Here is an 11615-nt window from a genome sequence, read left to right on the forward strand (position 1 = left end):
ATGCCAGTCGTTATCGCAAAACCGCTGCACACCTTTGCGCGACATGCATTTAGCGCTGCAACTTCACGCCAACGAAAATGCTATTGGCCGTGTAGTCGCGCCCAACCAGGTTGCTGGTCAGTTTTTCAGTCCTGGCGCGGGTGGTTAGCCCGGTGTAGCGGTTCAGCCACCACGTCAGCCCTGCCTCGGCGCTCAGCGTCAAATCATGATCGTCGGAGCCGGTATAGTCGCGCCATTCAAGGCCGAGAGCGGCATTTCCGGTCAGGTTGGCGCGGATCTGCCGCTCGCCCGTGAGGCTGCCGGAATAGAGCATGGAGCCGCTTTCGCCCGCATTCGTCGTGTTCTCGGCGGTCGTCTGTGCGGTGAGCCCGATCGTGGTGCCGCGTTCCGGCGACCATTTGAGATCGGCATTGACCGTCGCGCCCGAAATCGCCGGCAGGGCGTCGTCGTCGATGGCTTCGCGCAGCCATCCGACCGAGAACTCGCCGGTAAGCTTCTCGCGGAGATCGAGCTCGACGCCGGCCCGTGCGCCAAGCCTGGTCGAGGAGCGCTGGAAGCCGTTTGGATCGACGCGCAAATCATAAGCGCGCCGGCCGATCTCGATTTCGGTGAACGGCGTGATGGCAGGCGAGATCTCGTAACCAGTGCGCAAAATGGCCGTGTAGAGCGTCGAGTCGCGGCCCTTCTGCGACAGTGATCCGCCCGACGAAAGCTTAGCGTCGCCAAAGATGTCGTGCTCGACCGCGCCGGTCAGCGCGAAGCGCATCTTGCCGGCATCCTTCTCGACGGCGAGACTGCCGTTCACTGTCTGGCGCACCGGCTGGCCAACGGCGCCGACGACTGCGTCCGGCGCCGAGGCCGATTCGGGCACGGCCTCATAGCCCAGCTTGGCGATGGCGCGCAGATCATTGTCGAGATCGATGTTGAGTGTGCCGTCGACGTGGCCTTGCGCCTCGTGAATGTCATAGCCGGACAAGGTTTCGCGGAAGATGCCATAGCCCTCAACCGTCGCTGAATTCTCCTGCCAATCGGAGACGGCGTTGAAGCGCAGCGTCGTTTCCGACAGCAGGGCCGGCTTGCCGAGGCTGCTCGAATCGGCGTTTGTCGAAGACGTCAGGCCTTGCTCGAGCGTCGGCCGGATCACGAACGAGCCGAGCTTGATGCCGGTGGCGGCGAACGGGTCGTCCTCGTTCTTTTTGTTCTGGCCTTCGATGGCTTCGGTGCGCTCGGCGCCGGGGTCGAGCCTGAGCCTTTCGGCGGAATCGATGGTCACCGCACGGCGGTTAGCCGTATCCTGCTCGTCTATGGCGGCGGTATCGGTGTCCTTGGTCGTCGCTGCAGTCGCTGTTCTCTTGCTCGTATGGCTGTCCGCGGTCTCGGCTTCGACGTTGGCCGCATTGGCGGCGCGCGTTGCGCTTGGCCGCCGTCGCGGCGGCGGAGCGGGGTTGTCGGGAAATGGGTCGCCGCTGGCCGCCGGCGGATCGAAAGTGCCGCCGGTTGCGGCCGCTTCGCCCGTGCCGTCGTCAGGCAACGCCCCCTGGCTGGCCGGGCGATAGGTAGGCAGCGGCGTATTGTCGTTGGGGGTTGCAGCAGCCTGGGCGGCTTGGGTTCCAGCCATGCTCGTTTGCCTGATCTTGTACTGCTGGTCGTCCAGGATTGTCGATTCCGAAACCTCGCCGCGCAGCTCGGTTTCCTGGGCGCAAAGCAGTGTCGGGCGCGACAACGCAAAGACATTGGTTGCCAGCAGCAATGCGCAGACCGCCTTGCCCTTTCGTCCCATTTTGTTTTGAGGCTGAAACCCGGACATCGGCACCACTGCTTGCGCGGCGCACGCGCGCCATACTTACGAAACCGTAAATGGGGATGGTTAACGGAGCGTTGAGGGATGGCCCGTCAGGGTGTTCGGAGCGGCAATTCCGTTGGACAGGCGCGTGCCGAAGCGCTAATCGCATCGTCCATGGACGTGAAATCCCCAGACAGGAAGCGGCACGACGGGCAGGCCGCGATTGCCTCGGCGCTGAGAACGGTGGCGACAGAGCAGGCCGGCGTCGCGGCATTGGCCGACGCGCTCGAAAACGGGCTGGCCGAGCCGTTCGCACGGGCCGTCGACATGGTGTCGCAGATCGATGGCCGCGTCATCGTCACCGGGGTCGGCAAAAGCGGCCATATCGGCTCGAAGATTGCCGCAACGCTCGCCTCGACCGGCACGCCGGCCTTCTTCGTTCACCCTGCCGAAGCCAATCACGGCGACCTCGGCATGATCGCCAGGAACGACGCCATCATCGCCCTGTCGTGGTCGGGGGAAAGCCTCGAGCTCAAGGGCATCATCGCCTATTCGAGGCGCTTCTCGATCCCGCTGGTCGCGGTCACCGCGGGCGAAAAATCGGCGCTGGCGCGTGCGGCCGACGTGGTGCTTCTGCTGCCGCGAGCACCGGAAGCCTGCCCGCACGGCCTTGCGCCGACGACCTCGACGCTGCTGCAAATGGTGATGGGCGATGCGCTGGCCATCGCGCTGCTCGAGGCACGCGGCTTCACCCCGGACCATTTCCGCACGTTCCATCCCGGCGGCCAGCTCGGAGCCAACCTGACTCAGATCCGCGAGATCATGCATGTCGGTGACAGGCTGCCGCTGGTGTCGTCCGGCACCGGCATGCGCGAGGCAATCCTCGAATTGTCGCGCAAGGGGTTTGGCTGCGTGGCGGTGACTGCGGCGGACGGCAAGCTGATCGGCATCATCACCGATGGCGACATCAGGCGCCATATCGGCAGCGATCTCTTGGCCATGAGCGTCGATCAGGTGATGACCAGAGAGCCAAAAATGGCCGCGCCCGACACGCTGGTGGCGACGGCGCTGCAGACGATCAACGACTCGGCCATTACCAGCCTGATGGTGGTCGAAGGCAGGCGGCCGATCGGGCTCGTCCATCTGCACGACCTGCTGCGTATCGGTGCTGCCTAGTCTGGCGAGTTTTCTAGACCGCCTCGACCGTCAGTTCCAGATCGGTATCAGCGGCACCCGTCACGCGCACCTGCGTGCCGGCCGGGAGGTCGGGGCCGGAGACACGCCACAACGTGTCGCCCAGCTTGATGCGGCCGCGCCCATTCTTGATCGGCTCGGCAAGGGTCGCCGTCCGGCCGACCATCTGTGCGCCGCGGCGGTTGAGCAGAGGCTGGTCGGTCTCATCGTGGCGTCCGCCCACCAGCCGCTTGCCGACATAAGCCGGAGACCAGCGACAGCACGAGGAAGGCGACGACCTGGACCTGCCAGGTCCAGAAACCGGCGTCCCAGATGAGCAGCGAGACGACGCCGATCAACAGCGCGGCAATGCCGATCCACAGCATGAAAATGCCGGGCGCGATGACCTCCATCACCAGCAGGATGAGGCCGAGGACCATCCAGCTCCACGGGCCGAGTTCGGAAACAATGCGGTCGAACATGGCCTCAGGTCTCGCTGGGACGAACCACGGGCGGGCGGGCCTGTCGTGCTGGACCGGCGGTGCCTTCGCCCTTGAAAACTTCCCTGGCGATTTCGCCAATGCCGCCAAGCGTGCCGATCAGTGAGGAAGCCTCTATCGGCATCAGCACGAGTTTACTGTTTGTCGCGGAGCCGATCCTGGTCAGCGCTTCCGTGTATTTCAGCGCGACGAAGTAGTTGAGCGCCTGCACGTCACCCTTGGAAATCGCCTCCGACACCACCTGCGTGGCGCGTGCTTCAGCCTCGGCCGATCGCTCGCGCGCCTCGGCGTCGCGGAAGGCGGCTTCCTTGCGCCCCTCGGCCTCCAGAATCTGCGACTGCTTGAGGCCCTCGGCGGCGAGGATCTGGGCGCGCTTATTGCGCTCGGCCATCATCTGGCGGCCCATCGATTCGACGAGATTGGCCGGCGGGTTGATGTCCTTGATCTCGACACGGGTGATCTTGATGCCCCAGGGATGCGCGGCCTCGTCGACGACGCGCAGCAGGCGCTCGTTGATGGCGTCGCGGTTCGACAACAGCTCGTCGAGGTCCATCGAGCCCATGACGGTGCGGATGTTGGTCATCGTCAAATTGAGGATAGCGTTCTGCAGGCCGGCGACCTGGTAGGCGGCCTGCGCCGCGTTGAGCACCTGATAGAAGGCGACGCCGTCGACGGCAACGGTGGCGTTGTCGCGCGTGATGATCTCCTGCGTCGGGACGTCGAGCACCTGCTCCATCATGTTCATCTTGGCGCCGATACGGTCGACGAAGGGCATGATGAGGTTGAGGCCCGGGCTCAATGTCCTGGTGTAACGGCCGAAGCGTTCGACGGTATAATTATAGCCTTGCGGAATTGTCCGGATGCCTTTGAAAAGCACCAGCACGACAAGGGCGACAAGAACAAGAAGCGCGATATCGAAACCACTGAAACCCATTTGGCTCTCCCCTCAAAGGCCGGCCACGCCGGACAGTTCCACGCGGCCGGCTTGATCAAACACTTAAGTGTGTTTCAGCAACGTTACAATCAGGTGATCATGGATTGCCGGTGAATAGACGGGTGATCTGTTCAGGCCCAGCCGGACAGCTCGCGCCGCACCATTGCCTCGATCACCGCCATGCCCTCGGTACTGTCGTTGAGGCAAGGGATGTGTGCGAACTTTTCGCCGCCGGCATGATGGAAGGTCTCGGCCGCTTCCCTGCCGATCTCGTCCAGCGTCTCGATGCAGTCGACGGAAAAGCCGGGGTTGACGATGGCGATCGATTTCACGCCTTCGCGCCCTAGTCTTTCGACCGTCTTGTCGGTGTAGGGTTGCAGCCATTCCTGCGCGCCGAAGCGCGACTGAAAGGTGGTGATCAGCTTGTTTTCATCCCAGCCGAGCTTTTCGCGCAGCAGCCGCGTCGTCTCGAGGCAATGGGCTTGGTAGGGATCGCCCTTGTCGGAATAGGGTTTCGGAATGCCGTGATAGGAAGCGATGACAATTTCCGGTTCGAAGTCGAGGTTCGCCAGATGCTTTTCGATCGAACGGGCGAGCGCCTCAATATAGGCCGGCTCGCTGTAATAGGGCGGCACGCTGCGAATGGCCGGGGCGCGGCGCATCTTCATCAGCGCGCGAAACAGCTGGTCGTTGGCAGTCGCAGTCGTCGTCGCCGAATATTGCGGATAGAGCGGGAAAGACAGGATGCGGTCGCAGCCTTGCTCGACCAGTCTCTCGGCCACGCTCGCGGTCGAAGGGTTGCCGTAGCGCATCGCCCAGTCGACAACGACATTGGGGAGGTCGCCGAGCGCGAGCCCGAGCTTCTCGGCCTGGGCGCGGGTGTAGGTGCGCAGCGGCGACTCGTTGCGCTCCCGGTTCCATATCCTGGCATAGTTGGCGCCCGACTTCCTCGGCCGGGTGGTGAGGACCAGGCCGTAGAGGATCGGATACCAGATCGCCTTGTTTAGCTCGATGACGCGTGGATCGGACAGGAACTCCCGGAGGTAGCGCCACATCGGCTTGAAGCCGGTGCCGTCGGGGGTGCCGAGATTGATCAGCATGACACCGACCGTGCCGGTCCTGACCGGAGCGCGCCCTGCCGACGGCGAGGCGGCGGTCTTCTCGGCTTTGATTTCAGCAGGGTTGGCAAGCGTCATGAGGTTCTCCAACACCGCGAACCAACGGTGCCGCGGCGAAATTAGCGATGCCGCGCCGGTTTTCAAATGCTGCGTCTGGCCGCACCTTATCCCAGAAATGCAACACCCGCCCGGTCTGCCGGGCGGGTGCATTGCGTTCCTGCGGCCGGATTACTTCGACGCCGCCGGGATCGTCAAAGTTGCGCCGACCGGCAGCCGGCGTGGCTCGTAGGCTTTGTTGGCATCGGAAATCATTTTCCATTTGGTGCCGTCGCCATAGGCCTTCACCGCGAGATCCCAGTAGGTATCGCCGGCGACGATTACATGGCTGCCTTCGGCCGGTGCCGGCTCAGCCGGCTTGGCGGGCTCGGCAGGTTTTGCCGGCTCGGTTGGCGCCGGTTCACTTGGGGCCGGCTGACTCGGGGCCGGCGCTGTCTCGGCGGGCTCGGCCGGAGCAGGGGTCGCCGGAGCCGGTGTGACCGGAGCCGCAGGTGCCGCCGGCTGGGCCGGCTCGGCGGGTGCGGGTGCCGCCGGCGCGGTTTCCGCCGGGACGGCCGGCGGTGTCTTGGAAATGTCGCCTGAGCCGGCCGGCATTTCGGGCATTGCCGGTTCAGCAGGCTTTACCGGCGCAGCCTCAGCAGGTTTTGGCGGTTCGGCAGGCTTGGCCGGTTCCGCGGCCGGGGTCACGGTCGCGGCGATCTCGGTGATGCGGCCGTCGAGCTTGGGCGTATAGGGCCGGTGCGCGCCGAGGTAGTCGGCGACGACCTGTTCCAGCCCGGGGCCGTAATCATAGGCGTTCTTGGCCTTCTCGGCGAACACCTTATAGCCGTCGCCGCCCTGGCGGACATAGTTGTTGGTGGCGACAAGGTAATCCTTGTCCGGCTTGATCGGCGTCCAGACGCCGCCTTCCATGACCTCGACCGATTTGACGCGTCCGTTAGGCGGTGCCGATCTGTCGAACGCATATTTCAGGCCGGCAACCTGCGGGAAGCGCCCGGCGCCGTCCTCGACCTGGCTGAGGCCGCTTTCGAGGCCGGCAACCAGATCCTTGCCGGAGATATGGAAGGTCGCCAGCGTGTTCTGAAACGGCAGAACGGTGAGAATCTCACCCATAGTGACGGTGCCCTGGTCGATCGAGGCGCGCAAGCCGCCGCCATTCGAGATGACGATCTCGACACCCTGGCCCCTGACCCGGTCGAGGACGGCGTCGGAGACCAGATTGCCCATCTCGCATTCGCGGGCGCGGCAGTTTTCCCGACTGCCGTCGATCGCCTTGGTGGTCTCGGCGACTTCCTTGTTCTTCAAAGCCTCGATCGGCGCGCCGAGTTCCTTGATGCGGGCAAGCACGGCGGGGTCGGGCGTGATCGATTTGTCGAGATGGATGGGATCGCCGCTCGCCTCTTTGACAACGCCGTTGTCGTCGAACACGACCTTGAGCTCGCCGAGATATTTCGAATAGGACGCCGCCTGGACGACCGGCACTTTGTAGCCGTCCGGATTGTCGACCATCGTCGGATAAGGGCCTTCCGCCTTGGGGTCGGTGTTGGAAAGCAGCGAATGGCTGTGGCCGCCGACCACCACGTCGACGCCCGGGATCTTGGCGATCACGTCGCGCTCGCGCTTGTAGCCGATATGGGTGACCGCGATGATTTTGTTGACGCCCTCTCCCTTCAGTTTCTCGACCTCGGCGGTGATCGACTTGACGTCGTCTTCGATGGCGATGTTCGGGCCAGGCGAGGCAAGCTCCGGCGTGTCGTTGGTGACCGCACCGACGATGCCGATCTTCTGGCCGCCGACCTCGACCACGATCGATGGCTTGACGCGGTCGCCGAGCTTGGATTGCGCATTGGCCTTCACGTTGGCGCCGAGCACCGGAAACTGGATCATGTCGAGAAACGGCGCCAGCGCCGACTCGCCATCGTCGAACTCATGGTTGCCGAGAGCCTCGGCATCGAACTTCATCTGGTTGAGGAATTCGCCTTCTGTCTTGCCCTTGTAGGTCGTGTAGAAGAGTGAGCCCTGGAAATTGTCGCCGGCGCTGAGCAGCAGCACGTTCTGGCCTTCCAGCTTCTTGCGCTCCTGCGCGATCGCTGTGACGAGGCGGGCGGCGCCGCCGACGCATTCACCCTTGGTCTCCTCCTCGGCCGAGCAGGTCGATTCGTACTTGTTGTTGCTCTCGATGCGGCTGTGCCAGTCGTTGATGTGCAGGATGTTCAGCGTGTAGTCGGCAAAGGATGCCCCTGCCGACAGGCCAAGCGCCGATGCCGACAGCGCGGCGATGGCAGCGATCTTCTTCATTCTCGTCTCCCGGATGACTCGAGTACAGCGCCGCGCGTCGTTTGGGACGCGCAAAGGACGCTGTACCATTTTTATTTTGCGCATGATCCTTTCCGAAAATCGACTCCGATTTTCGGGGTCATGCGCAGACGCGTTTAACGCTCTTGTTTGACCTGGATGTAACAGCCTCTCGGGCCATGTTCACATCGCGTTTCAGTCGATGCAAGCGGAAATCGGCATCAGCTTTGCCGGCGCAAGAAAACGGCGGCTTGAAGCCGCCGCCTTGTGCAAAGTCAATTCGGAATCGAACTTCAGGTGCGCCTGGTCAGCACAAAATTCTGTCCGCTCGCGCTGGTGCAATTGAGCTGGCTGGTCGAGACCATCAAGCAGTTGAAGCTGATCGGCGTCTGGCGGATCAGCGAAGTGCCATGGATCTCGACCGAGGTGCCGCCGGTCATGGTGTAGCTGCCATCGGCAAGCTTCTGACCGGTATCGGTGGCGACGGTCGCGAAGCTGCCGCCCTTGAAGGTGGATAAGCCGGTGCCCTGCGCGTCGATCCAGGAGCCTTCGACCCCTTTGGCGGTGATCACCGGTGGCTCGCCCGGGCCGGTGGTGGTGCAGGCCGCCAACGTGACGGCAGCGGCCGCGGCAATGCCAGCCGAAAGCAGTCTTTGCGCAATCGTCATCATCAAGATCCTCTCCTCTCGCATCGGCTCGAAAATCGATCCGATTTTCGGAAAGCACGATGCGCACATTCAAAGTGCTGGAGCGTACTTTGTGCGTCCAAATGGACGCACGTCGCTCTAGGCCGCCCCTCTTCAATCGCCCGATTTCCGGGCGATTGCAAGCTGGCGGAGTGTCGAGGCAACGCTGCTATCGAACGAGGATGTTGCGGAATTGCCACGGGTCTTTGGTGTCGAGGTCCTCGGGAAACAGACCAGGCCGATTGTCGAGCGGTGTCCAGTCCGTATAATAGCTCCTGACCGGCCCCAGATAGGGGTTCTGCACGTCGAGGCAGCGCTTGTAATCCATCTCGTCGGCTTCGACGATGCCGGCCTCCGGATTTTCCAGCGCCCAGACCATGCCCGCCAGCACCGCCGACGTGACCTGCATGCCGGTGGCGTTCTGATAGGGCGCCAGCTTGCGCGCCTCGGCCAGCGACAGCTGCGAGCCGTACCAGTAGGCGTTCTTGGCGTGGCCGTAGAGCAGCACGCCGAGTTCGTCGATGCCATCGACCAATTCGTTTTCGTCGAGCACGTGATGCACGGGCTGAGCCTTGCCGGCGGCACCGAACATCTCGTGCAGCGACAGCACGGCGTCGTTGCAGGGATGATAGGCGTAATGGCAGGTCGGCCGGTACTGCACCTTGCCCTTCTTGCCATGCAAGGTGAAGAAATCGGCAATCGAAATCGCCTCATTATGCGTCACCAGGAAGCCGTATTGCGGACCGGCCGTCGGGCACCATGTGCGCACGCGCGTGTTGGCGCCGGGCTGCTCCAGAAAGATAGCGGCCTTCGAGCCGTTCTTGTGCTTATTGGCGTTCTTCGGCATCCACGCCTCGTGCGTGCCCCAACCGAGCTCGGCCGGCTGCAGGCCTTCCGAAATGAAGCCTTCGACCGACCAGGTGTTCCAGAACACGTTCATCGGCTTGGGTTTCTTGGTGCGCTGGGTGTCGCGCTCGGCGATATGGATGCCCTTGACGCCGGCCTTCTTCATCAGCTTGGCCCAGCCTTCGCGATCGTGCTGCGCGGGTTCCGCGAAGTCGAGGCCAAGATCTGTGGCGAGGTTGACCAGTGCCTGCTTGACGAACCACGAGACCATGCCGGGATTGGCGCCGCAGCATGAGATCGCCGTGGTCCCGCCCGGGTTCTTCGCGATTTCGGTACGCACCGTTTCGCGCAGCGCATAATTGGTGCGTGAGGCGTTGTCGGCCTTTTCGTCGAAATAAAAGCCGAGCCAGGGCTCGACCACCGTGTCGATATAGAGGACGCCAAGCTTGCGGCAGAGCTTCATCAACTCGAGCGAGGAAGTGTCGACCGACAGGTTGACACAGAAGCCCTGGCCGCCGCCATTGGTCAAAAGCGGCGTCAGCAGCTTCTTGTAGTTCTTCTTGGTCACTGCATCCTGCATGAAAGTGATGCCGCGCTCGTCGAGCAATTTGCGGTCGGCGTCGCGCGGGTCGATGACCGTCATGCGCGACTTGTCGAATTTGAAATGGCGCTCGATCAGCGGCAGCGTTCCCCGTCCGATCGAGCCGAAGCCGATCATCACCACAGGGCCGGTGATCTCACCGTAAACGGGCCAGTTTTCATTCGCCATTTATCGATTACTCCCTCAAAAAACGCTTCGGAACAGCGGCTTGGCCGCGGCGCGACAAACCATAGATCATTGTCACAATAAAGCGAAAAGCGGACGACCGGCTTTACGCCGCGCCATCCCGGCTACGGCTCGACCAGTCTTGCGAATTCAGGCTTGAAGAGGGCACGTGCCTCGGAGACCGGCAGTTCCAGCAGATCGTCGGCGCAGGCCTGGATGGCATGCGGTAGGGTCTGGAGCCCGAACACCAGAACCTGCTTGTCGCCCTCACGCCAGAGGCTGACCGCCAGATATTCGCCGATGAGATCGTCCATGCCGCATTCGGCTTCGTGATCGATGTCGGTCTGATCGGTCGGTTTCTTGCGCCGCTGCTTGACCAAGGAGGCGAGGGAAGGACCTGGCTTGCCATCCACCGTATCCGAGAAAATGTCCTGGAGGCCAAGCAGGACGCCGCGCCGCACATCCATGATGTAGGCGTCCGAATAGTTGGTCGGATGCGCTCCGCCGCAGAAGATGCTGCCGGATTCCCGCCAGCTTATCAGCCGCGGCGTCAGCGAGCTCACTTCGAATGTGCTGTCCGCATAGCCGCCGAGCGTGCCGTCGTTCACACCGTCAATCGGCCCGCCTTCGTTGAAACCGGCATATTGCGCCGCCACGCAGCCCAGTGCGCCGATGTTTGCGCGCCAGTGCCTGTCTTGCAGCAGAGCATTCGCGGCCTCGACCGAAACGTTGCCGGACAGTTCGACGATGCGCGGCGTGGCGAATTTGGTGCGGGGGTCGACGACATAGCGGTAGGTTGCGTCCGGCCAGCCAGTCGCCTTGCCGTTATCGAGCCGAGTGTCCATCCGCAGATAGTCATAGGGGGACGTTTCCATGGTGATCGGCGTGTCATTGCCGAAGAACTTCATGAAGCTGAAATCGTAGAGATCGAGAGGGCTGCCGGGCTCGTTCCCGGTCACCTGCCGACTTGCGACCCGTTCCAATCTGAGCGGCAGCGCCCTCTTTCCGTTCCAGCTGCCTTCAAGTGTCTTGCCGTTACTGGATGAGGCCAGGCGCCACACGGCGGCGATCGGCGCGGCCTTTCCGCCATCGCAATTGTCGGCGCCGCATGCCTCCTCCTCGGCCAGTTCGAACTTGCTGCCCTTCTGCGACCTGGCTTGCAGCGGGATGTCGACGCCCTTCGAGCGGTAGAAGTAGCGGCCGGCCAGCGGGCCGTCGCCGGCCGCGGGGTCGCCGGTGAATTCGACGACGATATCGCTTTTTCCAAGCTTGCCGGCATAAGTCACCGGCTCCGCCTCGGCTGCTGTCGACAGTACCAGGATCGCGGCCACGAACGTGACCGGCCTGCCAAGATGCTGGATCATTGTTCCCCAAGCCACAAGTTACAGTTGTCTACCGCCGGCAGTCACGGTCGGCTGTCAGGCACTTATAGTCAAGTTGTGCCTCGTTCAGTGCCA

Annotated in this window: 8 protein-coding genes and 1 pseudogene; 1 reads left to right on the top strand and 8 read right to left on the bottom strand. The window is 63.0% G+C overall.

Annotated elements, in window-relative coordinates:
• Positions 1 to 49 precede the first annotated feature (49 nt).
• Entirely contained in the window at positions 50 to 1807 is a 1758-nt protein-coding gene (locus NKJ12_RS11770) for an outer membrane beta-barrel protein (RefSeq protein ID WP_352702776.1), read from the bottom strand.
• A gap of 150 nt (positions 1808 to 1957) precedes the next feature.
• Between NKJ12_RS11770 and NKJ12_RS11775 the strand changes: the two genes are divergently transcribed.
• Positions 1958 to 2959 (top strand): KpsF/GutQ family sugar-phosphate isomerase, encoded by a 1002-nt coding sequence (locus tag NKJ12_RS11775; protein WP_254817072.1) that lies wholly within the window; start codon positions 1958 to 1960, stop codon positions 2957 to 2959.
• 13 nt (positions 2960 to 2972) lie between these two features.
• Here the strand turns inward: NKJ12_RS11775 and NKJ12_RS11780 are convergent.
• The 7 genes and pseudogenes from NKJ12_RS11780 to NKJ12_RS11810 all read right to left on the bottom strand — a co-directional run bounded on the left by NKJ12_RS11780 (position 2973) and on the right by NKJ12_RS11810 (position 11522).
• A pseudogene (locus tag NKJ12_RS11780) lies at positions 2973 to 3438 on the bottom strand (NfeD family protein).
• A 4-nt stretch (positions 3439 to 3442) separates the two neighbouring features.
• Complete coding sequence (locus NKJ12_RS11785; RefSeq protein ID WP_352702779.1) at positions 3443 to 4390, bottom strand: SPFH domain-containing protein; 948 nt, start codon at positions 4388 to 4390, stop codon at positions 3443 to 3445.
• Between the two features lie 131 nt (positions 4391 to 4521).
• Positions 4522 to 5586 (bottom strand): ferrochelatase, encoded by a 1065-nt coding sequence (gene hemH / locus NKJ12_RS11790; RefSeq protein ID WP_352702781.1) that lies wholly within the window; start codon positions 5584 to 5586, stop codon positions 4522 to 4524.
• Between the two features lie 150 nt (positions 5587 to 5736).
• A complete protein-coding gene (locus NKJ12_RS11795) occupies positions 5737 to 7863 on the bottom strand; it encodes a 5'-nucleotidase C-terminal domain-containing protein (protein WP_352688035.1) in 2127 nt (708 codons plus the stop codon).
• A 290-nt stretch (positions 7864 to 8153) separates the two neighbouring features.
• The gene (omp10, locus tag NKJ12_RS11800) at positions 8154 to 8528 is read right to left on the bottom strand and encodes an outer membrane lipoprotein Omp10 (protein ID WP_254817073.1); all 375 of its coding nucleotides are present in this window, start codon (positions 8526 to 8528) and stop codon (positions 8154 to 8156) included.
• Between the two features lie 187 nt (positions 8529 to 8715).
• Positions 8716 to 10161, bottom strand: a complete 1446-nt coding sequence (locus NKJ12_RS11805) for a homospermidine synthase (RefSeq protein ID WP_352506335.1) — start codon at positions 10159 to 10161, stop codon at positions 8716 to 8718.
• A gap of 122 nt (positions 10162 to 10283) precedes the next feature.
• The gene (locus tag NKJ12_RS11810) at positions 10284 to 11522 is read right to left on the bottom strand and encodes a hypothetical protein (protein WP_352702784.1); all 1239 of its coding nucleotides are present in this window, start codon (positions 11520 to 11522) and stop codon (positions 10284 to 10286) included.
• Positions 11523 to 11615 lie beyond the last annotated feature (93 nt).

The sequence above is a fragment of the Mesorhizobium sp. M0195 genome, from assembly GCF_040322115.1.
Lineage (GTDB): Bacteria > Pseudomonadota > Alphaproteobacteria > Rhizobiales > Rhizobiaceae > Mesorhizobium.

Excerpts from the sequence above, each read along its gene's own strand:
- hemH (WP_352702781.1), bottom strand. The coding sequence starts at position 5,586 with ATGACGCTTGCCAACCCTGCTGAAATCAAAGCCGAGAAGACCGCCGCC.
- NKJ12_RS11770 (WP_352702776.1), bottom strand. The coding sequence starts at position 1,807 with ATGTCCGGGTTTCAGCCTCAAAACAAAATGGGACGAAAGGGCAAGGCG.
- NKJ12_RS11810 (WP_352702784.1), bottom strand. The coding sequence starts at position 11,522 with ATGATCCAGCATCTTGGCAGGCCGGTCACGTTCGTGGCCGCGATCCTG.
- omp10 (WP_254817073.1), bottom strand. The coding sequence starts at position 8,528 with ATGACGATTGCGCAAAGACTGCTTTCGGCTGGCATTGCCGCGGCCGCT.
- NKJ12_RS11775 (WP_254817072.1), top strand. The coding sequence starts at position 1,958 with ATGGACGTGAAATCCCCAGACAGGAAGCGGCACGACGGGCAGGCCGCG.
- NKJ12_RS11805 (WP_352506335.1), bottom strand. The coding sequence starts at position 10,161 with ATGGCGAATGAAAACTGGCCCGTTTACGGTGAGATCACCGGCCCTGTG.
- NKJ12_RS11785 (WP_352702779.1), bottom strand. The coding sequence starts at position 4,390 with ATGGGTTTCAGTGGTTTCGATATCGCGCTTCTTGTTCTTGTCGCCCTT.
- NKJ12_RS11795 (WP_352688035.1), bottom strand. The coding sequence starts at position 7,863 with ATGAAGAAGATCGCTGCCATCGCCGCGCTGTCGGCATCGGCGCTTGGC.